The organism is Lacihabitans sp. LS3-19 (genome assembly GCF_024343575.1).
Taxonomy (GTDB): Bacteria; Bacteroidota; Bacteroidia; order Cytophagales; family Spirosomataceae; genus Leadbetterella.
The window spans coordinates 14,801-40,581 of the sequence record NZ_RJUA01000009.1; the positions used below are offsets into that span (position 1 = coordinate 14,801).

Consider the following 25,781-nt stretch of genomic DNA (forward strand, 5'->3'; position numbering starts at 1 on the left):
GAAAAATAATATATGCCTCCAAAAATCAAAGTAATAATTCCAGCTTATAACGAGGAAGATTCCATTGGAAAGGTAATTGATGAAATACCTCATATTGTGGACGAAGTGATAGTAGTAAGTAATAATTCCTCAGATAATACCGAAGAAGTAGCAAAAAAGCATGGAGCCACAGTATTAAAAGAAAATCAAAAAGGATACGGTTATGCTTGCTTACTAGGAATGAAGCATATTGCAGACACTGCACCCGATACTGATATTGTAGTTTTTTTAGATGGTGACTATTCTGATTATCCTGAAGAACTCCTAAAATTAGTTGAGCCAATTATTTTAAAAAATGTAGATTTGGTAATAGGAGCAAGGGTTAAAAAATTAAGGCTGCCACAATCAATGACACCACAGCAAGTTGTCGGAAATTGGTTGGCCACTTTTTTAATGAAAATATTTTTTGGTGCAAATTTTACAGATTTAGGTCCTTTTCGGGCTATTAAGTATCAAAAACTTGTGGAGTTAAATATGGAAGACAAAACTTATGGTTGGACCGTAGAAATGCAGTTAAAAGCCTTAAAAAGCAAGTTAAAGTATGTAGAAATTCCGGTTAGATATAGGAAAAGAATTGGCGTGAGCAAAGTTTCTGGAACTATTAAAGGAACTATAATGGCAGGTTTCAAAATATTAGGTTGGATTTTTAAATATAGCTTTAAATGATAGGAGAAATTTTATCGATTATTGTTGTGTTTTTGTATAGCTTCTCGGCTATTTTGATATTTTTATATAGTTTTTCGCAGTGGATGCTTTTTGTTTCTTATTTAAAAAAGAAAGAAAAAGTACCTCAGGATTATTTTAGTGAAAAAGATTTACCCATAGTAACAATTCAGTTACCTATTTTTAACGAAAAATACGTAGCTGAAAGACTTTTAGAATGTGTTTCACAAATCCAATATCCCAAACTTGAGATTCAAGTTTTAGATGATTCGACAGACGAAAGTTTAGCTTCTAACAGGGAATTTGTTGAAAAATTAGCACTTCAAGGTATCGATATTAAACTCATTCACAGAACAGATCGAAAGAATTTTAAGGCAGGAGCTTTGAAAAACGGTTTAGTAACAGCAAAAGGTGAGTTTATTGCTATTTTTGATGCAGACTTTTTGCCCGAGAAAGACTGGCTAAATGAAACAATTCATTTTTTCACAAAACCTGAAATTGGTGTTGTTCAAACCCGATGGTTTCATTTAAATAGAAACTATAATTTGCTTTCCAAAATTCAAGGAATGGCCTTGGATCATCACTTTACAATCGAACAAGTTGGTAGAAACCAAGCACAGCATTTTATCAACTTCAATGGCACTGCTGGTATCTGGAGGAAGGCGTGTATTATAGATGCTGGAAATTGGGAAGGCGATACGCTTACAGAAGATTTGGATCTAAGTTACAGAGCTCAAATGCGAAACTGGGAATTTGTTTATTTAGAGAATATACCTTCACCTTCAGAACTCCCAGTAGTTATGAGTGCCGTGAGGTCACAACAGTTTAGATGGAACAAAGGCGGTGCTGAAAACTTTCGTAAATTCGGTTCCAAAGTATTAAAAAGCAAAACGATACTGTTAAATCATAAAATTCATGGTATTTCACACTTGTTGAATAGTTCGGTCTTTTTATGGGTATTTATTTTATCATTACTTAGTGTTCCTTTGTTGTTTGTGTATAAAACTCCAGTTGATTTTTTATTAAATGCAGGTAGTTTGTTAAAATATACTTCGGTCATTTTAGCAATAGTTTTTTATACTACTTTTAGAAAAACACAAGGTAAAACCTTCAGCGATTTTCCAAAATTTGTATTTCAATTTCTTCTCTTTTTTCCTGTTATTTTGGGTTTAAGTTTTCATAATTCCGTTGCAGTTTTAGAAGGTTATTTTGGCAAGAAATCAGCATTTATTAGAACACCGAAATTCAATATTACTCAAAATAATGACTCTTGGAAAAACAATCAATATCTGTCCAAAAACCTTGGTTGGGGTTTCTTTGTTGAATGTTTCTTGTTCTTGTATTTTGTTGGTGGCATAGTTTTAGGCATTTTGCTTCAAAACTTTGCCATTATTCCTTTTCATTTTCTTTTGGCTTTAGGTTATTTCATAATAATAATCTACACCTTGAATGAATAAAAATATCCAATACGGACTTCTGATTGCCGTTTCGGCTTTTGCATATGCGTTTTTAGGATATTTCCTTAAAAGAGAAGAATTTGGTTTGCTATTTTCTGTTTATCTATTTGTATTTGCTGGATTTCTGGTTTTATATAGATCTGATTTTCAATTCAAATTTCAAATTGGACTTTTCTTTCGCGTAATTTTACTACTAACCATTCCAAATTTGTCTCAAGACTATATTCGGTTTATTTGGGACGGAAGGCTCTTGCTCCAAGGCTTAAATCCATTTTTACAAACTCCTATCGAGCTAATAAAATTGCCTCAGTTTAGTTTATATCAAAGTAAGTATTTGATTGAACAAATGGGCTCTTTAAGTGCCAATAACCACAGCAATTATCCTCCTTTTAACCAAGTTTTATTTTTATTATCTTCCTTTCTTAGTCCAAAATCTATTCTAGGTAATATTATTGTTTTAAGACTAATAATATTTTTGGCTGATATTGGGATTTACTATTTCGGTCGAAAGGTTTTAGAAAAATTGAATTTGCCAAAAAACAATATTCATTTTTATTTTTTGAATCCTCTCATTATAGTTGAGCTCACAGGCAACTTGCATTTTGAAGGCGTTATGATGTTTTTCTTTTGTGTAGGTTTATATTATTATTTAAAAGGTCGATTAATTATTGCTGGAGTTTTTATTGGGTCGGCAATTTTAATTAAACTTATACCTTTAATGTTTTTGCCTTTTTTCTTCAAAAGGGAAAAATTTAAAGAAACCGCTATTTTGTATGCTGTAATTGCAGTTACTATAATTTTAGCCTTTTTACCTTTTATAGATAAAGGATTTCTTGATAATTACTCTCAAACCGTAGGTCTTTGGTTTACAAAATTTGAGTTTAATGCAAGTATTTATTATTTCTTCCGAAAAATAGGGTATTGGGTTTTAGGTTATAACGCTATAGGTGTTTTAGGGAAAATATCTCCCATTATCATTGTTTTAGTAGCCTTGTATCGAGCGTTAAGAAAACCTGAATTGTTAAAAAATGCCTTTTTTTTATTGATGTTATATTTCTTTTTGGCTACAACAGTTCATCCTTGGTATTTAACATCCTTGATTTTTTTAGGTGTTTTTGTAAACAGATATTCAATTTGGGTTTGGTCGTTAACGGTTATTTTAAGTTATGCTGCGTATAGGTTTTTAGAAGTTGAAGAAAGTCCATTATTTCTATTTTTAGAATATAGTCCAGTTATTTTTCTTTTCTATTCAGAAGAGTTTAGAAATAAGAATTTTGCAAAATATAAGTCGAGTGTGTTAAAATAATAATTAAGAAGATACTTCATTCCATTTGAAGAATAGTTTTTTTAGAATAGGTATGTTTTCCTACTATCCGTATATTTGCAAAGGTTTTTTATGAAAGCTTAATGTTATTAATAAAAAACATAATAAATATGGTAATACTTAAAATTGGATGAGTCTTAAAAAAGAAAAATTCCCTAGCATCAATGGTTTAAGGGCAATCAGTATAATTTTAGTAATTCTGCATCATTTATCTTTAAAAGAACAGATCTTCCTACCAATTCTCAAAAAATATCAATGGACAAAACCTGTAATTGATATCTTACAGGATGGTCAATTTGGCGTAAATGTTTTCTTCGTTATCTCGGGTTTTTTGATTACTTCTATCATGCTCAATGAAGAAGCTAATACTGGAACAGTATCTTTTAAGAATTTCTTTGCTAGAAGGGTGTTAAGGATATTTCCGGCGTATTATTTTCTTCTATTAGTGTATTTTGTTTTGCAAAACCTTGGTTACATTCATTTGACTTTACTTTCATGGATTACTGCTTTAACTTATACTAAAAACTTCATTTGGGTGAGTTTTGATTGGTACACTGCTCATAGTTGGTCTTTAAGCGTAGAAGAGCACTTTTATTTATTTTGGCCTTTGGTATTTGTTTATGGAAAATCATTTAGGAAAGAGTTCGCAATATTTCTAATTATCATAGTCCCATTTCTCAGAGTAATTGACCATTTTTACCAATTAGACTGGATAGATGAGCAAAATATTTTTACACGAATTGACTCTATTTCTACGGGTGTAGTATTTGCTTTATATAGAACACAAATACTCGATTTTATTAAATATAAATGGAGCTTAACACTTTATATCTCTAGTTTTATTTTGCTTACAATTAGACTATTTCCTTCGTGGGCAAGTAAGTTTCATTTAGAGGCAATATTTATACCTTTAGGTGTTAGTTACGGTACAATAGCTAACTTTGCTATCGCTTTTTTTATGATGTATGTTGTTTTCGGACCTCAAAAAATCTTGTTTAAGGTCCTAAATACTAAAGTATTAAACTATATAGGTTTGTTATCTTATAGTCTTTATCTGTGGCAACAAATTTTTATTTCAGGTTCTGATTTTTGGATTGGTAAATATCCCCAAAATATCGTCTTTTTAAGCTTAATTGCTTTATTCTCTTATTATATTATTGAAAAACCTTTTTTAAGATTCAAATCAAAGATTTTCTTCTAAAAATTATAATAGTTCTATAATTTATTTTACGGTTAGGGTTTTATGAAAGCAATTTTGTTACTTTGTTGTTCAAATAGCTGAAAGAAAATTACAACATAAAACAGATTTTTATACTCTAAATCACATTATAAACCCATAACCAAAATGTTCCGAAAATTTTTAAAAGCAAAAACTCTTTTCGCTTTTAGTATTCTGTTTTATTTTCTGTGTTTTTTTTACGATTTTATTTTCGGAGGAAATGATGGAATTATTAAAGACCTTTATTTTCATCGTTTTTTTATCAGAATTCTACTACTTCAATCGATTTGTTTAGGCTTACTTTATTCTTCAAAAAGCAAAACACCTATAGTTAAGACCATTAGTTTAAATCTAATTTTTGCCTTCTTTTTTCTTCTTTTTTTAGAAATATGCTCACTCGTTTATTTTCGTATAAAAAACGAATACGGCAAAGGTGCGTCTTATATTTTATTTTATGATAATCCAAAGTACAAGCCAGTGCCTACCGATAAAACCAGACTTTACGGCGACACTAACGATTTTTTTGGTAGATGGAGGCAAGAAAATAATACTCAAGTTGTAAAAAGATGTAGTGATCAGATGCCAATTACTTATAGTTCAAATAGCGTAGGTGCAAGGGATGAGGAACGTGATAGTTTGGGTAAAAACAGAATTGTATTTTTGGGAGATTCTTTTACAGAAGGTGTATTGTTAAATGTAGAGGAAAGACTTTCAAATATTCTAGAGGAAAAATCTGGAATTGCTCATTTGAATTTTGCAATAATGGGTGCAAATCCTATGGCTTATTTTCAAATTTATAACAATTTGGTTAAGCCCAAGTTTGAACATGAGGCAGTAATTGTTGGAATTTTTGCTGGAAATGACTTCGATTCTTTTGAAAATTCACTGAATGGAGGATTTTTAAATGTTCCAAACTTTAGAGCATATTGGGGAGAAAATGGAACAACAAAGTATACAATAAGTAGCTATCAAAACTCTATAGAGTCTTTTTATGCAATAGAACATCCTGAAGTCCTAAGAACCACTCGGGATTCGCTTTATAGTTCTGCTAGTTTTTTCAAAAAAATAAAACTGGAGCTTGAAACCAGTTCTAATTTAATAAGCCTTATATATGATTTGTCGAGGAAGTTGGCCATCAAAAACCAGTCATCAATCTTTGGAAGTATGTACGTAGAACCACTTTTTGGTACGCCTTTAGCCAACGATTTTCTTAAAAGCATGGATAGCATAGTTGAAACTTCAAAAGGGAAAGAAATTGTTTTTGTTTTAATGCCTGACCTAAGGGATATAAAGAAATTCAATGTTACTAAAACAAATAAATTTACTCCTTTTATAGAGCAAAGGTATGGGGTTCAAGGTGTTAACGTCATTGATTTATTACCTTCCTTTGTGAATTATAAAGGGAGGGTAGAAGATTTGTTTATTTCTTGCGACGGACACTGGAACGAAAAAGGAAACAAATTAGCTGCAGAAGCTATTTTTTCCAACCCCAAATATCAAAAGGTGTTATTAAAGCTTAAGAATAATCAATTTTGATTTTTAACCTCGTTCCAACTCTTCAAAAGCTCATCCGCTACCACTTGATGACCTTTTTGGTTTAGATGATCATCAAGATAAAAATAATGATCTGTGTTTAGTTTTGGTCCAAGGTTTACAAAATATATGTTGTCAATTTTATTTTTTTCAGCATAGGCTTTAAATTCGTCCACTATAGCTGTTTCTGTATAAAAACTTCCTGTGAAAGTGAAAATTATCGGTCCTTGGTATTTTTCTCTCATTTGAGAACATATTTTGTAAAAATCCTCTAGAAATTCTGGATATTTTTCATATTCTCCAACCAAAACTTTTTCACTTTTATTAGGGTCTTGTCTTGGATTAGGTGTTAATAAAGTTATTATTCCATCTTTCAAATATTTAAAAAGATAGTATTTTTTTATTTTTTCATTGTTTTTTACTTGAAAATCAAAGTCAGCCTGAGTTTTAGATCCCAAACGTTTATTTTTTATCCAAAAACTATTTTCTTCTAAATCTGTATCGTGGTACTGTATTACCATTAATTTTAAAGAATCAACATCAGTTTTTCCTAAATTAAATGACTCTCTGGCAGTTCCATAGGATGATATTCCTGTGTTGAGGCATTTAAAACCTGACTTTTGTTCAAATACTGAGGCAAAAGTTTTATCTTGGTCTATTCCCCAACCCATGGTGAAAGAGTCTCCCAAAAATATTACTTCTGGATGATGTAGGTCTTCTTCAGTGTCTCTAAATCCTTTTGAGTTTACATTGTAGGTGTTATTAAATTCAAAGCTTCCAAATGAGGATTTTCCTGGTTTTAAAGTATAAAATAACACAGAATCAAACCTTGCACAACTGGAATCAAACTGAATCAATGGCCTGTTGGCTAAAGCTACTTTTTTGAAATGAGTAAAAGTTTTGGTCAATTTTACGCTCTCAGGAAGTGTTTTAGGTCCATAATTTAACACAAAAATATAAGTGATTTCTATGATAAGTAAAACTAGTATGAATATCCACCATTTGAGATTTAAAGTTTTGCCTAAAAAGTAAGCGAAAAGCATAAAAGCAACGCTAATTCCCCATGTTCCAACATAATTTGCTAAAAAATCACTTATGCCAGGTCTGTTTTGAACATTTAATAGATCAGTTCGAAATACAAGAATGGCAAATAATAATACCGAAAATAAAATCCCTATTAAGTTTTTCTGAGTTTTGGTCATATAGCTACTACTTCATCTTTATCTTCCACAAAATTAACACTAATGGCAGCAATTAAGAAGCAAACGCCACCTAATATTAAAGCATAAATAGCTTTGTCATTGAAAAAATACTTTACAAATATTCCGCCTAATATAGCATTCAAAATTTGGGGAATCGTAATGAAAAGGTTAAATATACCCATATAAACACCGATTTTTTTTGCTGGAAGTGCTCCACCTAAAATAGCATAAGGCATCGCTAAAATACTTCCCCAAGCTATTCCTACACCGATCATAGAAAACAAAAGGAAGTTTTCGTTTGGTGCAAAATAGATGGAAATTAACCCTAAAGCTCCACAAATCAAGGAGAAAGCATGCGTTCTTTTTCTTCCAATTTTTTTGGCAATGCTTGGTAAAATAAAAGCATATATGGCACTAACACCGTTATAGACCCCGAAAATAATTCCTACCCAATCGCCCGCTTTGTTGAACATCGCAGATGAATGGTCTTCTGTTGGCAGACCGTAAATGTGCTGAGCTACTGCTGAGGTAGTATAAACCCACATACTAAAAAGTCCAAACCATGAAAAAAACTGAACTACTCCAAGCTGTTTCATAGTTTTTGGCATTGCCAAAATATCTGCCAGTATATTTGTTGATTCTTCATGAACTTCCTCCTCATCGTCCTCAAAACTTTTCAATTCCTGAGGTGTATATTCAGGAGTGGTGCTGATGGTCCAGATAATGGTTGCAAGCAAAAAAAGTGCTCCGATTACAAAGGACCAAATCACATTCGAAGGAACCGTGCCTTCAGGAGTTATTTCATTGAAGCCAAACCAATTGGTCAATACATAAGGTAGCCAAGAACCAACAACAGCACCTATTCCTATTAAAGCTGTTTGGATTGCATAACCTTTTGTTCTTTGTGAAGAATTCAATTTATCAGCCACCAAAGCTCTAAAAGGCTCCATAGCAACATTAAAGGAGGCATCCATTATCATTAAGAAACCTGCCCCAACCCAAAGTGCCGGCAAATATTTAGTAAAACTTCCAGCATTTGGCATCAATAGCAAACCAATAGCTGCCAATATAGCTCCTACTAGGAAAAATGGCCTTCTCCTTCCAAGGCTTGTCCATGTATTGTCACTCATCTTTCCAATAATTGGCTGAACAATCATTCCAGTCAAAGGAGCCACAACCCAAAACCATGAAAGTTGATGAACATCCGCACCAAAATTCAATAAAATCCGGCTAGCGTTTCCATTTTGAAGGGCAAAACCCATTTGTATTCCAAGAAAACCCAAGCTCATATTCCAGATAGCGGATGTAGAAAGGTTAGGTTTTTTTGTGTTTGATTTGTTTGAAATTGATCCAGATGATGCCATTTTATTTAAGGTTTTGTTATTTCGTATATTTTAAAGGTATTAGGTTCTAAATTTAAATGCATAGCATTTTTTGAACTTTCAGGAGAGGTCAAATCTGAGATATTGTGCTTAGATTTCTTTTTTCCATCAAAAGCCTCTTTAACCATAACTTTTGAGTCTTTTTCAATACCTAACTCCTTTTCTAAAATATTTTGAGGAAGTTTAATGTCAAAAGCATGGTTTCTATTTAAATCAAAATTAAAGACGAAAAGCAACACTTGATTATCAGTATGCCTTAAATAGGAGTAAACCTGATGAGGATTATATCCTTCTTGTCGTGTATTTAGATACTGCAAATCATGAAATTGCCCTTTGGATATGGCTTTATTTTCTTGAGCAAAATGCAAAGTGTTTTTGTAAAAGTCACGGAGCTCCTTTTGTTCTTTTGGTAATTTGCTCGTATTAAATTTTCCACCATTTATCCAGTTTTGCAATTCGGTCACTCCCCAATAATCAAAGATTGTAGTTCTACCATCATTGCCCTGGAAACCTTCCGCCTGCGTAGGTTTCACACCCAATTCTTGCCCATAATAAACCATAATAGGACCAGTATGTAGTGTACTTGAAAGCATCATAGCACCTTTGGCCGACTCTGGAGTTTTTCCAAATTCATTCGACGCAATCCGCTGCTCATCATGGTTTTCTAAAAATCTGAGCATTCTGTTAGAAAACTCTCCAGATTCTTTTTGCCAAACTTGGGTAATATCTTGAGCATTTCCATGTCCTTCTATTAACCTGCGTAAAGCGTCATAAAGGCCTACTTTATCATATAAATAATCAAATTTTCCATTGAATAAGTAATTGTGGTATTCATTTGGGTTATAAATTTCAGCGATGAAAATTACCTCAGGGTTTATTTTTTTGATTTCAGGAATCACCCAGCCCCAAAACTCCGCAGGTACCATTTCTGCCATGTCACATCTGAAACCATCAATGCCTTTTTTAGTCCAAAAGGCTAAAATGTCTCTCATTTTTAGCCAAGTATCAGGCACTGGGTCAAAATGTTTCGATTTTCCGTTTAGATAATCAATGCCGTAATTTAGTTTTATGGTTTCAAACCAATCGTTTATGCTTGGTTTTGCAGAAAAAACATCATTTCCTGTTGCTTTGGCAGGGTATTCTTCATATTTTTTGTCAAACTTTATGGGAGGATTTACACCTTCTGGAATCTCGAAATGCTGATTCGGTAAATAGTAGAAATTGTTATTTGCACTAAATCGCAGTGAATTATCATCTGTTTCTCCAAAGTCTTTTATTCCTTTTGGCTTTACATCAGACTTGTATTCTCTTGATACATGATTAGGTACGAAATCGATGATTACTTTAAGATCCAAATCGTGTGTTCTTTTTACCAAGTCTTCAAATTCAGACATTCTATTATTTACATCTTCCGCCAAATATGGATTGACGTCATAATAATCTTTGATGGCGTACGGTGAACCAGCAATTCCTTTTACTATTTGCGGATGGTCATTAGGGATTCCAAATTTACTAAAGTCCGTCATGGTCGCATGTTCTATGACTCCAGTATACCAAACATGCGAAATGCCTAAATCTTTAATAGATTTTAAAGCATTTTTATTAATATCCTTAAATTTAGTGGTACCGTTTTCTTCCAAAGTACCATTAAATTTATTTGTGACATTTTGGTTGGCAAATAATCGAGTGAAAATTTGATAAACAGCAATCTTGTCAGAAGTTTTCTTTTGACTTTGTGAAAAACTCATAATAAAAATAAAAACAAATGAAAAAGTAAGAAATAATTTCATTTCAGGTTAAAGTATAATTTCAAAGGTAAATAGGTTTTTTTTATGAAAAAACACCCATTATGCTTTATTTTGCAAAAAATATACTTTTAACCTCATGAATTTCAAAACTACAAAAATGTATTATCTTGGAATAATACTACAGTTTTTTGTTTTAATAGTTGATGCCCAAAGTACAGAAGTATCAAGAATAAATCCTACAAACTGGTTTGTTGGGATGAAAAATCCAAATCTTCAACTGATGATAAATGGCAAAGGCCTTAAAGCTGAGTTGTTTAAGTTGAAACCTTATAAAGGAGTTAAATTAAGAGAAATACATACAGTAGAAAACCCTAATTACCTTTTTGTTGACTTAGAAATATCTAAAAAAGCAAAAGCAGGTACGGTGAAGTTTGAATACAATGGCACAACAATAAATTATGAATTGTTACAAAAAACTGCACAGCCCCTAGGTCTTGATCAATCTGATTTTGTTTATTTATTGATGCCTGATAGATTCTCAAATGGTGAACCTTCAAATGATAAATTTGCGGATATGGCAGACCCAAATCATGATAGAAACAATCCTTTTTTGCGTCATGGTGGCGATTTGCAGGGTGTTACCAATCATTTAGATTATCTTAAAGAACTTGGTGTTACGGGTATTTGGATGACACCCGTAATTGAAAATAATCAACCCCTAACAGATGAAGGCGGTGTTATGAGGAGTGCATATCATGGCTATGGGTTCACAGATCATTACAATGTTGACAAGAGATTGGGAGGGAATGAAGCCTATAAAATTCTTTCAAAAGAGGCTCATGCAAAAGGAATTAAAATAATTCAAGATGCTGTTTATAACCATGTTGGAATAAATCATTGGTTTTTAAAAGATATGCCCTCAAAAGATTGGCTAAATCAATGGGACAAATACACCAATACTACATATAAAGACCAACCTTTGTTTGATATTCATGCATCAACTTTAGATACCAAAATTGTAAGAAACGGTTGGTTTACTTCTTTTCTGCCTGATTTAAATCAAAATAATCCATTTGTCGCCAATTTTCTGATACAACATGCACTTTGGTCAGTCGAAACTTTTAATATCGATGCATGGAGAATTGATACCTATATTTATAATGATTTGGATTTTATGAATAATTGCAATCAAGCTCTATTAGATGAATATCCAAATATCCATATATTTGGGGAATCAGCAGTGGGAACAGTGATTAGCCAGGCATATTTTACTAAAAACAATTTCAATATTCCTTTTAAAAGCAATTTACCCGGTGCATTAGATTTTGTTGTTGAAGAAGGGATTTTTGAAGCTTTAAATCATGATTTTGGATGGAATGAAGGTGTAAGTAGATTGTATACAGTTTTAGCTCAGGATTTAGCTTATGCAGATGCTACTAAAAATGTCAATTTTTTAGAAAATCATGATCATCACCGCTTTTTCTCAGTTGTGGGTGAGGATTTTGATAAATATAAAATGGGTATTACTTGGTTGTTGACCTTGAGAGGAATTCCCCATTTTTATTATGGAACCGAAATATTGATGAAAAACTTTAAAGATCCTTCGGATGCAGAAGTAAGGCGAGATTTTCCTGGTGGCTGGGCAGATGATAAAGTCAATAAGTTTAAAGCAAACGGTAGGACTGAGAAAGAAAATGAGGCATTTGATTTTGTAAAAAAGTTGGCAAATTATCGCAAAAATTCTGAAGCAATTTCGAAAGGAAATTTTATGCAGTTTGTCCCAGAGGAAGGTGTCTATGTGTATTTTAGGTATACTGAAAACCAAAAAGTAATGGTAATAGCCAATACTAATAAAACAGAAAAAAGTTTAGATACCGTTAGATTTCAGGAGATGCTTAAAGGAGCTAAATCTGCTAAAGAAATAATTAGTGGCGTGGAGTTTAAAGATATTTCGACAGTGAAGATTGATGCGAAAGGGGTGATGGTTTTAGAGATAAATTAAAATTTTTAGATGAAAATAAGAGCGTTTTTATTTGATTTGGATGGCGTGATAGTTGATACGGCTGTTTTTCATTACAAGGCTTGGAGAAAATTATGTAATACTTTAGGTTTTGACATTGATGAGGAATTTAATGAAACCTTGAAAGGTATCAGTAGAATGGATTCTTTAGAGGCTATCTTAAAGCATGGTAAGGTTATTTTAAGTCAAGAAGAAAAAGAAAAATATGCTAAAATCAAAAACGATTGGTATTTGGAATTGGTTAATAAAATGACTGAAAATGACATATTGCCAGGTGTTAAAAATTTCCTAGAAGAATCGAGAGCTTTGGGTATAAAAATAGCTTTGGGCTCTGCAAGTAAAAACGCGAGTTTAATTTTGGAGAAAACTGGCATCTTACCTCTTTTTGATAAATTGGTTGATGGTAACCATGTAAATAAAAGTAAACCTGATCCAGAGGTGTTTTTGAAAGGAGCCCAGGCTTTGGACGTTGAAAATGAAGAATGTATTGTGTTTGAGGATGCATTTGCTGGAGTGCAAGCTGCTAAAGCCGCAAATATGTTTGCAGTAGGTATTGGAAAAAAAGAAGTACTATGCAACGCTGATTTTGTAATTGCGGGTTTGCATGAATTGAGTCCGAATGATATTTTAATGAGACTAAACTAATTTTTAGAAAAAATGAAGAATTACATTAAGCATGATGAGTGGAGAGTGATTGAAAGTGGATTTCATGCAGAATATAATGAAATTACCGAAAGCCTAATGAGTCTCGGAAACGGAAAAATGGGGCACAGGGGTAATTTTGAAGAAAGATACACTGGCAAAACTTTGCAAGGAAATTACGTAGCTGGTGTTTGGTTTCCTGACAAAACCAGAGTCGGATGGTGGAAAAACGGTTATCCAGATTACTTTGCAAAAGTAATAAACTCGGTTAATTGGATCGGGATTGATATTGAGATTGATGGCGAAATTGTAGACTTGGGCAAGTGTGAAATTCTGGATTTTTATAGGGAATTGCACATGCAGCATGGCCATTTAATGCGTTTTTGCAAGTTAAGATTACAAAATGGCAAAGAGATAAGAATTGAAAGCATAAGATTCTGTAGTATTACCCATGATGAAATTGGACATGTGGACTATGAGGTTACTCCGGTAAACTTTGATGGTTTGATAAAAATCACTCCATATTTGGATGGAAATGTTCAAAATAGAGATGCCAATTATGATGAACACTTTTGGGAAGAAATCTCAAAAAAATCAGAAGGTAAAAGAGCTTTTCTTCAAGTTAAAACTAAAGAAAACAAATTTGGTGTTGATAGATTTGATTTAGCAGTTGGAATGGACCTAAGCATTTGTTTAGGTGGTCATGCAAGGGAAGTAGATTTTGAAACTGTTCAAAGCGAAAAATATATTGGTTTAACTTTTTCTGTTTTTGCTCAAAAATCTCAAACAATTCGCATTGTTAAAAAGGTAGCAGTTCATAACTCTACCAACTTCTTTCCAGATTATTTGTTGGCTGAATGTGAAAAATCATTAACAAATGTTGCTGATTTACAGATGCTTCCGCTTCAAAGAGCAGCTTGGAAAGCTAAATGGGAAAATTGTGATATAAAAATTGAAGGAGATGAATCTGCTCAACAAGGTATTAGATTCAACATATTCCATTTATTGCAAACCTACACTGGTCAAGATGCAAGACTAAATATCGGCCCAAAAGGTTTTACTGGTGAGAAATACGGCGGCGTAACTTATTGGGACACTGAAGCTTATTGTATTCCTTTTTACCTTTCAGCAGTAGACTTTTCTGTTGCTCGTAATCTTTTGGTTTACAGACACAATCATCTTCAAAAAGCTATATTGAATGGTCAAAAATTAGGCTTTTCGAAAGGTGCTGCTTTATATCCCATGGTAACTATGAATGGCGAGGAATGCCACAACGAATGGGAGATAACTTTTGAAGAAATTCATAGAAATGGTGCAATAGCTTATGCAATCTACGACTACATAAACTATACTGGAGATGCATCGTATTTAAATCAATTTGGCTTAGAAGTTTTGATTTCGATCTCAAGATTCTGGTCTCAAAGAATTACTTTTTCAGAAAATCTGAAAAAGTATGTGATGCTAGGAGTAACTGGTCCGAATGAATACGAGAATAACGTAAACAATAACTGGTATACCAACTATATTGCTGTTTGGACACTAAAATATACGCTTGAAGCTATTGCTTTAGTAAAAGCTGAGCAAGAAGACTACCGAAGGATTGTCGGTAATCTTAACTTTGAAGAAGCAGAAGAAACCGAAAGATGGAATGAAATAATTGGAAATATGCATTTACCTTATGATGAAAATAGGGAAGTGTTTTTGCAACAAGACGGTTTTCTAGATAAAGAACTATTATCTGTAGAAAGAATAAGGCAGCATAGGCCAATCAATCAAAATTGGTCGTGGGATAGGATTTTACGATCTTGTTTTATAAAACAAGCCGACGTTTTACAAGGTTTATTCTTTTTCGAAGATGATTTTGATCAAGAAACTCATTTAAGGAATTTTGACTTTTATGAGCCAATGACTGTTCATGAATCATCACTTTCGCCATGTGTTCATACAGTATTAGCATCTAAACTAGGTAAAATTGAAAAAGCGTATGAGATGTATGTTCGTACATCGAGATTGGACTTGGATGATTATAACAATGACACCGAAGATGGTCTTCATATTACCTCTATGGCAGGAACTTGGATGTCGGTAGTCAAAGGATTTGGTGGTATGCGTGTAAAAAATACCAAATTACATTTAAACCCAATATTACCTAAAAACTGGGAGTCACTATCTTTTAGAGTGGGTTTGAAAGACAATTTAGTTGAAATCGGTATTAATAGAGAGGGCATTATTGTCAAAAATCTTTCTGAAAAGGAAATGGAGTTTTCTTTATTCGATAAAGAAATAACTTTGGCAGGTATGGATGAATTTGTGCTACATACAGAGGCTGCTTAAAATTCTCATATAAAGTGTCACCTTTCGGTTAATTCGGGAGGTGATATTTTTTTGCAAAAAAGGATTAAAATTCAATAATCAAAGTGTTTTTGATTAGTAACAAGCGTTTCAGCGTTCCAAATTATCTCACGTTTAAATTCCGAGGTTCTTTTGTTGCAGTCTTTCATTCTACAATACGCACAACACTCCGGCATACAAGGGTCTGAGTGTACAAAAACTTCCAGATTATGATGCGTGTTTTTTCTGATTATTTCTTCAAAATGACTTACTTCGTCATGGGATTCTTTTAAACTTAAGTAAAAAGGTAAAGTAATATGGCTATCTATATGTATGTCTGCTCCATATTTTTTTACTCTGAAATTATGGACATCGACCCATTCATTTTTCCTGTTTTCATTAATGATTTTTATCAACTTATTCAAAAGGTCAAAGTCTGTCTCATCCATCAAGCCACTAACAGCCTTTCTCAATATTTGTATACCATTGTAGAAAATATAAATAGCCAAAAATATTGCTATAATTGGGTCAATGATTTGAATGCCAGTAAATTGAACCAAGATTAATCCAGAAACTAAAACTACGCTACTAATGGCATCGAGCAGCAAATGTTTACCATCTGCTTCTAAGATTATAGAATTTAGTTTCTTGCCATATTTAATCAAAACATAGCCTAAAAGACCATTTAATAGTACAACAGCTACGGTAATTATTATACCATTCGAAATATTTTGAATTTCTGCATTTCCCTGGATTAAAGTATTCAAAGCAGGTATTAAAGTAAAAACTCCTGCAAGTATAATCAGAAAACCTTCCAATCCGGAAGAGAAAAATTCAATTTTTCCATGGCCATACGGGTGATCATGATCTTTGGGCTTTTCTGCTAAAAATAAAGAATACATAGCGAAAGCTGTCGCAATAATATTAACAATTGATTCTGCTGCATCTGTTAAAATTGCTTTGGAATTAGTCAGAAAGTATGCGTAGAATTTCAAAGACATAATAAAAACAGCCAAAACAAAAGAAAGGCCAATGGCATTTTTTTTATTCGTAAAAAATCCTTCAATCATTTTCTTTAATTTTTCCTAAACTTAAGTATTTACTTTAATTTTGGGGCTATGGCAAACGAAAAAAATAACTGGAAAAAGCTAAAAACTACAGTTCCGTACGAAAACCCTTGGATTGAGGTACAGCATCATGATGTTATAAATCCATCTGGCGGAAAAGGAATTTATGGACAAGTAAACTTTAAAAATATAGCGGTAGGAGTGGTGCCTGTTGATGCTCAGGGTTTTACTTATTTGGTTGGTCAATTTAGATTTCCTTTAGAAGAATATTCATGGGAAATTCCTGAAGGTGGCTGCCCAATGGGTGAAGATGTTTTAGAAGCAGCTAAAAGAGAATTAATAGAAGAAACAGGTTTTTTTGCAGAAAAATGGACTTTAGTTTCAAAAATCCATACTTCTAACTCAGTCTGCAATGAAGTTGGCTACATATATTTGGCTGAAAATCTAACTCCTGGGCCATCTAATCCAGAAGAAACAGAAGATCTGCAAATAAAGAAAGTAAGCCTTACGGAGGCTATTGAAATGGTGATGCAGGATAAAATAACTGATTCGATTTCAGTTGCTGGTATTTTGAAAGTAGCCAGATTGAAAGGAATTTAATCCTAACTTTCAATATCTGTTTTAGACAGTTCTTCTAAAGCAGCATAACTTGTTAGGTCATAATGACAAGGTACAACAGAAATATAATTATTTTCCAAGGCCCAAATGTCGTTATCATTTGACTCGGGCTCTCTATTTACAAAATGTCCACCCATCCAATAGTAAGGTCTTCCATGTGGGTCTTTTCTAGCATCAAACTCTTCCTGCCAATAGCCGTTGGTTTGTCTACAAAGCTTTATTCCCTTTATTTTTACATCTGAGTTTTTAGGAAAGTTTACGTTTAAAGCTGTCCCTTTAGGAACACCGTTTTTCAAAACAAACTCAGCTATTTGTTTTAAATAAGGCCTAGTATGTTCAAAGTCAGCATCGTATCTGAAATCATCCAAAGAAAAGCCCACAGAAGGAATACCTTCAATAGCACCTTCAATAGCAGCCGACATTGTGCCAGAATAAATTACAGAAATAGAGGAATTTAATCCATGATTTATTCCACTTACCAAAAGGTCAATTTTTCGTCCTTTCAAAAACTCATGTTTGGCCATTTTAACGCAATCAGCAGGTGTGCCTGAACATTCAAAAGATTCAATTTCTCCAAAAATAGGAGACTTTTTTATATGTAAAGTAGAATCTACAGTAATAGCATGTCCCATACCCGAATTAGGGCTATCGGGAGCCATTACGTACACTTCTCCAATTTTAGACATTTCTTCTATCAATACTTTTATACCTTTTGAAGTGATGCCGTCGTCGTTTGTAACGAGAATTAATGGTTTTGCCATCGAAGTTTTTTAGTTTTAATTTCTAATTTTTGATTTAGTTTGTTTTTCTTTAAAAACCAAAGGTAATTGTTTTTTAGGTTTTTGAAATCCTAAACTCAAATAAAATCACTTGAAATTTATACGGAAACTTGCTGTTTTAGGTTAAAAAATTCTTATTTTTTATTATTTTTGTGCTCAAATCTATAATACTTAATGCATATAGCAATCACCGGAAATATTGGTGCCGGAAAAACCACTTTAGCAGAAAAATTAGCCAAGCATTATGGTTGGGAAGTATATTATGAAGCTGTAGACGGGAATCCATATTTAGCCCCATTTTATGGAGACATGCCAAAATGGTCTTTTCACCTTCAAATATTTTTTCTTAATTCCCGGTTTGAACAAGTCTTAAAAATCAAAAATCAAGAAGAAAAGACGATAATTCAGGATCGAACAATTTATGAGGATGCATATATTTTTGCTCAAAATCTATATGAAAGTGGTCACATGAATCAAACGGACTATGAAACCTATAAAAGTTTGTTTAATACTATTATGAAGGCTATTTCCCCGCCTGACTTAATGATTTATTTAAAAGCAGATGTAAATAAACTGGTTTCCCAAATCAAAAAAAGGAATCGAGACTACGAACAAAATATAGACCCTCAGTACCTTATCAGTTTAAATAGCCTTTATGAAGGATTTACCAAAGAATACAATCATGGTAAACTTTTGGAAATAGATGTAAACCAAATGGATTTTGTCGGCAACGATTTGGATTTTAAACACATAACTGAAATCATCGAAAAAAATATCAATATTGGTACTCAACTTGAAATTTAACTTTATTTATAAATTTTGATTGCCTTTTATTGGCTTGAATTTTGTTATTTTGAAAATTATTAAAATAAACGTCCTAATATAAATAATAATAAACTGAATATTAATCACTTATGAGTTTTAAAAAATTAAATGATATCGGAGGTTGGCTGGTTTTTGTCATTTCCCTTATTACCTTCACACTTACAGTGGAGCCAACGGCAAGTTTCTGGGATTGCGGAGAGTTTATAGCTTGTGCTTATAAATTGCAAGTTCCTCACCCTGCGGGTGCTCCATTTTTCCTTCTAATTGGCCGAATTGCCTCCTTATTTGCAGGATCGGATGTTACTAAGGTTGCATTAATGATAAACATGGTTTCTGTACTTGCAAGTGCATTTACTATCTTATTCATGTTTTGGACAATCTCGCTAGTTGCTAGAAAATTAGTGGGTAAAACTGCAGAAAATATTGACACTGCTAGTACTATTTTGGTATTAGGTGCCTCATTAGTAGGTTCATTGGTATATAATTTCTCGGAATCTTTCTGGTTTTCGGCAGTTGAAGCAGAAGTTTATGGAATGTCATCATTTTTTACTGCAATAGTTGTTTGGGCAGCATTCAGATGGGAGTTAATTGAAGATCCAAGGCAGCAAAACAAATGGCTTCTTTTTATTGCTTATTTAGTTGGCCTTTCAATTGGAGTTCACCTTCTAAACTTGGTTACTATTCCAGCTTTGGCTTTGTTGTATTATTTTAAAAAGAACCAAAATCCTAATTTTAAAGGTGGTTTTATTTCATTTTTAATTGGATTAGTTGTTTTAGGAATTATAATGGTTGGCTTGATTACTGGTTTACCAACTCTAAGTTTTTCTTTTGATAAATTGTTCGTCAATTCATTCGGAATGCCGTTTGCATCTGGTATGATTTTCTTCATTATTGTTCTTATAGCAGCTTTAGCTTATGGTATTCATTATACGCAAAAACAAGGGAAGGCTATTGCGAATACAATCCTTTTATCATTTGCTTTTGTATTGATAGGGTATTCAACATACACTATTGCCTTGATTCGTTCTAATTATAATCCGCCTATCAATGAGAACAATCCTAGTGATGTATTGAATTTTACCTATTATTTGAAAAGAGAGCAATACGGTTCTAGACCTTTACTTTACGGTCCAATATACACTGCTCAATTGACTGAGATTAAGAGAGGTGAGCCGAATTATAAAGTTGGAAAAGATAAATACGAAGTTTACGATTATAATCCAGAATATGTTTGGGACAGCAAAGGTAAAATGCTTTTGCCAAGAGTTTGGAGCCAAGACCCAAATCACATTAACCTTTATCGAAGCAAACTGAATCTTGCTGAAGGTCAAAGACCTGGATTGGCAGATAATCTCAAGTTCATGTTTAATCATCAGTTTGGGCACATGTATTGGCGTTATTTTATTTGGAATTTCTGGGGTAGAGCCTCAGATGTATCTGATGTAGCTGGCACAAACATATTTGAAACTAAAAGTGATTTACCTAAATCGTATGCGAATAACAAAGGCAGAACAAATTACTACGGACTTCCTTTGATATTAGGAATACTTGGCTTTTTGTTCATGTATTTTAAACGTGATAAAGATGCCATCGTAATGTTTTTGTTGTTTTTCTTTACAGGTTTGGGTTTGGTTATTTATTTAAATTCACCTCCTGTAGAACCTCGTGAAAGAGACTATATTTATGTTGGATCATTCTATTTCTTCGCAATTTGGATAGGTATAGGTGTTATGGCGATTGCTGAGTGGGTTCTAAAATTTATCAAAAACAATTCTGCGAAAGCTGGAGTCGCTACTTTTTTAAGTTTAACAGTGCCGGTAATAATGGCGAATTCGGCTTGGCCAGGCCATGACAGATCCGATAGATACCATCAAATAGATTTTGCAAAGAACTTATTGAATTCTTGTGAAAAAAATGCCATATTATTTACAGGTGGAGATAACGATACTTTCCCTTTATGGTATGTGCAGGAAGTGGAGGGTTTCAGGACAGACGTAAGGGTTTGCAATTTGAGTTTATTAGGTACAGATTGGTATATCGATCAAATGAAAAGAAGTACCTATGAATCGCAACCTTTGCCTATTTCTATGAATACTGAGAATTATAATAAAGGTATAAACGACCAAATTCCTTTTGTTAAAAATCCAAATCCGCAAATTCAGGCAGGTATTAATCTTAAAGAATTCTTGAATTTGGTCAAAAACAACGATCCTGCTATTCAAATGCAAGTTAGTTCGGGTGAAATGATTAATGTTTTGCCATCACCGAATTTCTATTTAGAGCAAAATGCTGAAGAAATAGCTGGTCAAAGCTTTGTGCCTGAAAAATACAAAGCATTGGTGAAAGATAAAGTAGAGTGGAATTTTGGAGAAAAGGATATTTTGAAAAACGACCTTTTGGTGTTAGATATTATTGCTCAAAATAACTGGAAAAGACCTATTTATTTCTCAGGAACGCTTTCTCCAAGTTCGTATATGAATTTAAAAGAATTCTGCCAATTAGAAGGTTATGCGTATAGATTGATGCCATTTAGAGTTCCGGGTGCCAAAGATGGTTTCGTAAACTCTGACATAATGAAAGATAGGTTGGTTAATAAAATGTATTGGAGAAATCTTAATAATCCTAATGTTTATTATGACTCTGAAACTTATCTAAAAGTACCAATGGTAACAGCCAGGTTTGCATTTTTACGTTTGGTAGACCAGTTGGTAAGAGAAGGCAAAAAGGATGAAGCTGAGAAATTCCTAGACAAATCTTTAGAAATTATGCCAGACAATACGATTCCTTATGATCAATTGGTAGCAAATTATCCAATATTCTATTACGAAATAGGCAAACCAGATAAAGCTAGAAAAGTAGCCGAAGTTATGGTTAATAGAGCAGATGATGAATTGAAATATTTTATTGAAAAGAATAAATCTGCTGGAAACAGACAATGGGGTGATGGAAATATTCAGTCAATAATACAGTCTGATATGAGAGTTATACAAATGTTATATTCTGCTGCAGAACAGTATGACAAACCATTATCTGAGAAGTTTAGGAAGATATATGAAGGCCATTTGGCAAAAATTCAATAAAAAGAATATATTTTTTATTGGCCTTGGATATGAAAATGTCCAAGGCTTTTTTATTTCCAAATTCACAAAAAACTGGGTTATACTAGGTTATTTTTGTATGAAAAACCAATAAAAACTTGGGATTTCATTGTACTTTTGTGAAAATTTTTTGAATGAAGTATCTGTTAAGGAAGTTTTTGGAACATAGAGAGGCTATGGCATTGGCAATATTTATTGCAGGCTTGCCCTTTATTTTCTTTTTAAGAGATGGTTTGCGTCTAGCTCCTGCTAATACTTATTTCTCTATTGCCTTACTTTTCGGCCCCTTAGCTTTAACCTTACTTTTTAAAGATTTAAAGTATTTTGAAAGCCCCAATAAACCTGGAATGTTTATGATAGGCTGGTTTCTTATCATTACGTTTGTTTATTTCATATTAAGAGATAGATTTACTGCAGTGCAAGGATTGACGGAAACCTTCAACTATATCCTTTTATTTACCCTTTTTGTGTCGATTAATTTTATGCGGCAGGTTTCGTTAAGTAAATTTTTTATTCATGCTATTATATTTATTTCATTAATTGGTGCTGCTTCATTATTATACTACACGTTTACAAATCCACTATATCAAATAGGGCAGAGGGCTTCTATTTCTTTTGAAGAAGACGGAGCCAAAGGCGGTAATCCACATATCAATGCTAGAGGTGCTTTTTATGGCTTAATTGCCTGTGTAATTGCCCTTAAATATCAAAAAAAGATAAATTTAGGAATCCTTTATCCTACTGTTTCAATTCTCCTTTTTATAGTAGTCCTGTTTCTAACTCAGACTATGCTTGGGTTTATGGCAGCTTTTCTTTTTATTTCTCTTTTTACTTATTTTAATTTTAATTTTTCTAGTGTAGTTTCTACCGCTAAATTTTTCTTATTTAAGTGGTACGTGTTGTTGGCTTTGGTTTTGGGTATAGGTAAGGGAATTGTTGAGATTAAAAATAATGAGGAGTTTATTACCCCAATCACCAATTATTTGACATTTAGGGTAAATAATATTGTGAAAAGTTTCACAAATCCGGATAATAAAAAACGTAAGCCGAGTAACTCTGATGAGTCGGCCAACATGAGGATTCATTTGTTGACCACTGTTTTTGAAAATGCGGAAGAAAATTTTACGGAAGGAAAAGTGAGGTATATTCTTTTTGGAAATGGATTCAAACATCTTTACGTCGATGTTCCTTATATTGAGGTTTTTGATTCTTTCGGCCTCATAGTGTTTGTTTTTTACAGTATCATGTTTTTTTATATGGCCAAACTATGTCTCGGTGAAATAAAAAACCCGAAGAGTTTTGGAACAGAGTTTTTAGCCTATTTCTTTATATACTATTTCATTGCCAATTTTACGGCGGCATTGGTAATTGACTATACTCGCTTAGGAACATATATGTTGATATTTAAATTTATCAAAAAATAATTTTTTTATCCCTGCATATATTTGCGGAGATTATTTCTGTTTATGAGGGTCTTAATCATTCATAATATACTCTGGACGCATTATAAATCGATTTTGTTTGAAGAACTTCAAAAACAAAAGTCGAAGAATGATGATATTCGTGTTTTGCAAATTGCAAGGAATGAGTTGTCGAGAAAAAACATGGAAGGGCCTTTAAAAAAATATGATTACGATTATCATTTATTATTTGATGATTACATCGAGAATATTCCTAGTTACAAAAAGGTTTTTGCCGTTCTTAAATATATTAGGTCTTATAACCCTGATATAGTTAATATTACAGGGTTTGGAGGAGATTTAGCGATGACGTTCTCTATTTTGTACGCCTTTTTGCTTAGTAAGAAAATTGTAATCTCTAATGAATCTACTTCTCAAGATCAGCAAGGTTCATTTTTGAAAGATTCGATAAAGAAAATGCTCTTTAAAATGGCAAAAGGATTTATCGTTTTTGGGGCTTCCTCCAAAGAATATTTGTTTAAATATGGGGTCAAACAGGAGCAAATTATAGAAGAAAAAGCGGCAGTAGTTGACGATGTATCCATTTTGGAGATTTTTAATGAAACCAATAATTTTCTTGAAAATGAGATAGTTACATCTCACAATTTTATTTTTGTTGGCAGGTTAATTCCCGAGAAAAATCTTGATATTTTAATAAGTGGTTTTCAAAGGCTAAAAAGGGAGGTTTCACAAGCAAAAGATTGGGGCTTAATAGTTTTAGGAAGTGGTGGTGAAGAGAAAAATTTAATTCTTTTAAAAAATCAGCAACCTGATGATATTTTTATGTTTAAAGGTGTGGATTGGCAAACTGTTCCAAAATATTTAACAAGAGCTAATTGTTTAGTTTTACCTAGTATTTCGGAGCCATGGGGATTGGTAGTAAATGAGGCAATGATTTGCGGATTGAGTGTAATTGTTTCAGATAAATGCGGTTGCAAAGACGATTTGGTAAAAGGTAATGGGTTTATATTTAAATCAGGAAATGAAACTGAATTATTTGATGCGATGTCAGAAATTGTAAAAAATGAAAATTCCAATATAGAGCTAGGCAGTGTTTCTAAAGAAATTATCAAAGATTTCAAAGTTGAAAATGTTGCAAAAAGGATATTTATGGGATTCGAAAATATTCATCAAAGGAAATAAAATATGCATTTTTTACATATTCTTTCTTATAGTTGGGAAAACGGTGGGGCGTCAAAGGTTGTTTATGATTTGGCGAAATATCAAATCGAGAATGGACATGAAGCTACCATTATGTCGTTGGATATTGATGGGCATGTAAGATACAAAAATATTGAAGGTGTAAATATTGTTCAGATAAAAGGCAATTTCTTCACTAGATTTCTTCCACTTTTCTCGCCTGATTTATGGGAGTTTTTAAAGACAAAAAGCCAAACAGTAGATATAATTCATCATCATGGATTGTGGAATTTTACCCTTTTAGCTGCTCATTTATTAGGCTTACATCAAAAAAGCATTGTTACGGTACATGGTTGTGCACATCCTTATACATTTATTGGAAATAAGATTAAAAGAGGTCTTTTTTCAGTTGGTTTTCAAAAGAGATTTCTTGAAAAAGTAAAAATGATCCATGTTTTGCATGTAGGAGAGGAACGCGAAATAGAAGAATATCTAGGCAAAAAAACACCAAATGTTTATATAATTCCGAATGGAATTGAAGTTCCAGATCTCAAGGTCCCAGAAAATAAAACAGGAAATGATGTATTGTTTTTGAGCAGACTTCATAAAAAGAAAGGATTAGATTTGTTATTGCCTGCATTTAAATTGGTTTTAGAGAAAATTCCTGATGCGAAATTGTTAATTGCTGGGCCGGATTTCGGTATGAAAGGTTTTGTAGAAGGTTATATTTCTGATAATAAAATGGAGAATTCAGTTAAAATATTAGGCCCGGTCAATGGTCAGGCCAAAATAGATTTATTGTTAAATTCAAAAGTTTTTGCACTACCAAGTTATTCTGAGGGCTTTTCTATTGCTGTTTTAGAAGCATTGGTGTATGAATTGCCGATTGTAGCTTCCACAGAAACCGGTCTTTCTAATGATATTTCTGAAACAAAATCAGGAATAATTATAGAATTAAATCCGAATTCAGTAGCCAAGGCAATCATAGAAATTTTAGACAATGAAAATTTAGCAAAGGAGATGGCAAAAAATGGCAAAAAACTCGTTTCTGAAAGATTTGAAACTGAAGTTGTTTGTAGAAATTTTCATCAAATCGTAGAAAAAGTTTTTGTTTAATATGTCTTTTTTGAATAAAAATGATACTGTAGAAGAAATTTACTTGATAAAACGCATTAATATTTAATATTGGTTTGGATAAATCAGGAAATAATCTTAATTTTGCACTCCAATTTTT

General features: G+C 32.6%; 19 protein-coding genes. 14 read left to right on the forward strand and 5 right to left on the reverse strand.

What is annotated here, in order from left to right:
* The first annotated feature begins 12 nt into the window (after positions 1 to 12).
* The 5 genes from EGI22_RS09320 to EGI22_RS09340 all read left to right on the forward strand — a co-directional run bounded on the left by EGI22_RS09320 (position 13) and on the right by EGI22_RS09340 (position 6,238).
* On the forward strand, positions 13 to 705 hold the full coding sequence (locus EGI22_RS09320) for a glycosyltransferase family 2 protein (protein WP_255067971.1): 693 nt from the start codon (positions 13 to 15) through the stop codon (positions 703 to 705).
* Positions 702 to 2,159: a cellulose synthase family protein gene (locus EGI22_RS09325; RefSeq protein ID WP_255067972.1), complete on the forward strand. Its 1,458-nt coding sequence runs from the start codon at positions 702 to 704 to the stop codon at positions 2,157 to 2,159. The genes EGI22_RS09320 and EGI22_RS09325 overlap by 4 nt, the downstream gene beginning before the upstream one ends.
* Positions 2,152 to 3,465 carry a glycosyltransferase family 87 protein gene (locus EGI22_RS09330; RefSeq protein ID WP_255067974.1) on the forward strand — a complete coding sequence of 438 codons (1,314 nt, stop codon included), beginning with the start codon at positions 2,152 to 2,154 and terminating at the stop codon, positions 3,463 to 3,465. Before EGI22_RS09325 ends, EGI22_RS09330 begins: the two co-directional genes overlap by 8 nt.
* Positions 3,466 to 3,613: 148 nt before the next feature.
* Positions 3,614 to 4,684: an acyltransferase gene (locus EGI22_RS09335; protein WP_255067975.1), complete on the forward strand. Its 1,071-nt coding sequence runs from the start codon at positions 3,614 to 3,616 to the stop codon at positions 4,682 to 4,684.
* 144 nt (positions 4,685 to 4,828) lie between these two features.
* Positions 4,829 to 6,238, forward strand: a complete 1,410-nt coding sequence (locus EGI22_RS09340; RefSeq protein ID WP_255067976.1) for a hypothetical protein — start codon at positions 4,829 to 4,831, stop codon at positions 6,236 to 6,238.
* On the opposite strand, the gene EGI22_RS09345 is transcribed toward EGI22_RS09340, so the two are convergent.
* From EGI22_RS09345 to EGI22_RS09355, 3 genes are read right to left on the reverse strand one after another with little or no spacing between them, the layout of a single operon-like run.
* Positions 6,229 to 7,437, reverse strand: a complete 1,209-nt coding sequence (locus tag EGI22_RS09345) for a hypothetical protein (RefSeq protein ID WP_255067978.1) — start codon at positions 7,435 to 7,437, stop codon at positions 6,229 to 6,231. The genes EGI22_RS09340 and EGI22_RS09345 overlap by 10 nt on opposite strands.
* A complete protein-coding gene (locus EGI22_RS09350; RefSeq protein WP_255067980.1) occupies positions 7,434 to 8,801 on the reverse strand; it encodes an MFS transporter in 1,368 nt (455 codons plus the stop codon). The genes EGI22_RS09345 and EGI22_RS09350 overlap by 4 nt, the downstream gene beginning before the upstream one ends.
* Before the next feature lie 5 nt (positions 8,802 to 8,806).
* Positions 8,807 to 10,567, reverse strand: coding sequence for an alpha-amylase family protein (locus EGI22_RS09355; protein WP_255068089.1), 1,761 nt, complete (start codon positions 10,565 to 10,567; stop codon positions 8,807 to 8,809).
* A 136-nt stretch (positions 10,568 to 10,703) separates the two neighbouring features.
* On the opposite strand from EGI22_RS09355, the gene EGI22_RS09360 reads away from it, so the two are divergent.
* From EGI22_RS09360 to EGI22_RS09370, 3 genes are read left to right on the forward strand one after another with little or no spacing between them, the layout of a single operon-like run.
* Positions 10,704 to 12,569 (forward strand): glycoside hydrolase family 13 protein, encoded by a 1,866-nt coding sequence (locus tag EGI22_RS09360; protein ID WP_255067981.1) that lies wholly within the window; start codon positions 10,704 to 10,706, stop codon positions 12,567 to 12,569.
* Positions 12,570 to 12,578: 9 nt separating this feature from the next.
* Positions 12,579 to 13,232 (forward strand): beta-phosphoglucomutase, encoded by a 654-nt coding sequence (gene pgmB / locus EGI22_RS09365; RefSeq protein WP_255067982.1) that lies wholly within the window; start codon positions 12,579 to 12,581, stop codon positions 13,230 to 13,232.
* Between the two features lie 12 nt (positions 13,233 to 13,244).
* Positions 13,245 to 15,563 carry a family 65 glycosyl hydrolase domain-containing protein gene (locus EGI22_RS09370; RefSeq protein WP_255067985.1) on the forward strand — a complete coding sequence of 773 codons (2,319 nt, stop codon included), beginning with the start codon at positions 13,245 to 13,247 and terminating at the stop codon, positions 15,561 to 15,563.
* A gap of 71 nt (positions 15,564 to 15,634) precedes the next feature.
* On the opposite strand, the gene EGI22_RS09375 is transcribed toward EGI22_RS09370, so the two are convergent.
* On the reverse strand, positions 15,635 to 16,630 hold the full coding sequence (locus EGI22_RS09375) for a cation diffusion facilitator family transporter (RefSeq protein ID WP_255067986.1): 996 nt from the start codon (positions 16,628 to 16,630) through the stop codon (positions 15,635 to 15,637).
* Between the two features lie 48 nt (positions 16,631 to 16,678).
* Between EGI22_RS09375 and EGI22_RS09380 the strand changes: the two genes are divergently transcribed.
* Positions 16,679 to 17,227, forward strand: a complete 549-nt coding sequence (locus tag EGI22_RS09380; RefSeq protein WP_255067988.1) for an NUDIX hydrolase — start codon at positions 16,679 to 16,681, stop codon at positions 17,225 to 17,227.
* Between the two features lie 2 nt (positions 17,228 to 17,229).
* Here the strand turns inward: EGI22_RS09380 and surE are convergent, their stop codons facing one another.
* Positions 17,230 to 18,006, reverse strand: coding sequence for a 5'/3'-nucleotidase SurE (gene surE, locus EGI22_RS09385; RefSeq protein WP_255067989.1), 777 nt, complete (start codon positions 18,004 to 18,006; stop codon positions 17,230 to 17,232).
* 192 nt (positions 18,007 to 18,198) lie between these two features.
* On the opposite strand from surE, the gene EGI22_RS09390 reads away from it, so the two are divergent.
* The 5 genes from EGI22_RS09390 (at position 18,199) to EGI22_RS09410 (ending at position 25,663) form a co-directional block, all read left to right on the forward strand.
* Positions 18,199 to 18,828 (forward strand): deoxynucleoside kinase, encoded by a 630-nt coding sequence (locus tag EGI22_RS09390; protein ID WP_255067992.1) that lies wholly within the window; start codon positions 18,199 to 18,201, stop codon positions 18,826 to 18,828.
* Between the two features lie 110 nt (positions 18,829 to 18,938).
* On the forward strand, positions 18,939 to 21,929 hold the full coding sequence (locus EGI22_RS09395; protein WP_255067993.1) for a DUF2723 domain-containing protein: 2,991 nt from the start codon (positions 18,939 to 18,941) through the stop codon (positions 21,927 to 21,929).
* 152 nt (positions 21,930 to 22,081) lie between these two features.
* Positions 22,082 to 23,371, forward strand: a complete 1,290-nt coding sequence (locus EGI22_RS09400) for a hypothetical protein (RefSeq protein WP_255067995.1) — start codon at positions 22,082 to 22,084, stop codon at positions 23,369 to 23,371.
* Positions 23,372 to 23,413: 42 nt separating this feature from the next.
* Entirely contained in the window at positions 23,414 to 24,550 is a 1,137-nt protein-coding gene (locus EGI22_RS09405; protein ID WP_255067997.1) for a glycosyltransferase family 4 protein, read from the forward strand.
* A 3-nt stretch (positions 24,551 to 24,553) separates the two neighbouring features.
* The gene (locus EGI22_RS09410) at positions 24,554 to 25,663 is read left to right on the forward strand and encodes a glycosyltransferase (RefSeq protein WP_255067998.1); all 1,110 of its coding nucleotides are present in this window, start codon (positions 24,554 to 24,556) and stop codon (positions 25,661 to 25,663) included.
* The last annotated feature ends 118 nt before the right edge of the window (positions 25,664 to 25,781 follow it).

Excerpts from the sequence above, each read along its gene's own strand:
- EGI22_RS09320 (WP_255067971.1), top strand. The coding sequence starts at position 13 with ATGCCTCCAAAAATCAAAGTAATAATTCCAGCTTATAACGAGGAAGAT.
- EGI22_RS09325 (WP_255067972.1), top strand. The coding sequence starts at position 702 with ATGATAGGAGAAATTTTATCGATTATTGTTGTGTTTTTGTATAGCTTC.
- EGI22_RS09330 (WP_255067974.1), top strand. The coding sequence starts at position 2,152 with ATGAATAAAAATATCCAATACGGACTTCTGATTGCCGTTTCGGCTTTT.
- EGI22_RS09335 (WP_255067975.1), top strand. The coding sequence starts at position 3,614 with ATGAGTCTTAAAAAAGAAAAATTCCCTAGCATCAATGGTTTAAGGGCA.
- EGI22_RS09340 (WP_255067976.1), top strand. The coding sequence starts at position 4,829 with ATGTTCCGAAAATTTTTAAAAGCAAAAACTCTTTTCGCTTTTAGTATT.
- EGI22_RS09345 (WP_255067978.1), bottom strand. The coding sequence starts at position 7,437 with ATGACCAAAACTCAGAAAAACTTAATAGGGATTTTATTTTCGGTATTA.
- EGI22_RS09350 (WP_255067980.1), bottom strand. The coding sequence starts at position 8,801 with ATGGCATCATCTGGATCAATTTCAAACAAATCAAACACAAAAAAACCT.
- EGI22_RS09355 (WP_255068089.1), bottom strand. The coding sequence starts at position 10,567 with ATGAGTTTTTCACAAAGTCAAAAGAAAACTTCTGACAAGATTGCTGTT.
- EGI22_RS09360 (WP_255067981.1), top strand. The coding sequence starts at position 10,704 with ATGAATTTCAAAACTACAAAAATGTATTATCTTGGAATAATACTACAG.
- pgmB (WP_255067982.1), top strand. The coding sequence starts at position 12,579 with ATGAAAATAAGAGCGTTTTTATTTGATTTGGATGGCGTGATAGTTGAT.
- EGI22_RS09370 (WP_255067985.1), top strand. The coding sequence starts at position 13,245 with ATGAAGAATTACATTAAGCATGATGAGTGGAGAGTGATTGAAAGTGGA.
- EGI22_RS09375 (WP_255067986.1), bottom strand. The coding sequence starts at position 16,630 with ATGATTGAAGGATTTTTTACGAATAAAAAAAATGCCATTGGCCTTTCT.
- EGI22_RS09380 (WP_255067988.1), top strand. The coding sequence starts at position 16,679 with ATGGCAAACGAAAAAAATAACTGGAAAAAGCTAAAAACTACAGTTCCG.
- surE (WP_255067989.1), bottom strand. The coding sequence starts at position 18,006 with ATGGCAAAACCATTAATTCTCGTTACAAACGACGACGGCATCACTTCA.
- EGI22_RS09390 (WP_255067992.1), top strand. The coding sequence starts at position 18,199 with ATGCATATAGCAATCACCGGAAATATTGGTGCCGGAAAAACCACTTTA.
- EGI22_RS09395 (WP_255067993.1), top strand. The coding sequence starts at position 18,939 with ATGAGTTTTAAAAAATTAAATGATATCGGAGGTTGGCTGGTTTTTGTC.
- EGI22_RS09400 (WP_255067995.1), top strand. The coding sequence starts at position 22,082 with ATGAAGTATCTGTTAAGGAAGTTTTTGGAACATAGAGAGGCTATGGCA.
- EGI22_RS09405 (WP_255067997.1), top strand. The coding sequence starts at position 23,414 with ATGAGGGTCTTAATCATTCATAATATACTCTGGACGCATTATAAATCG.
- EGI22_RS09410 (WP_255067998.1), top strand. The coding sequence starts at position 24,554 with ATGCATTTTTTACATATTCTTTCTTATAGTTGGGAAAACGGTGGGGCG.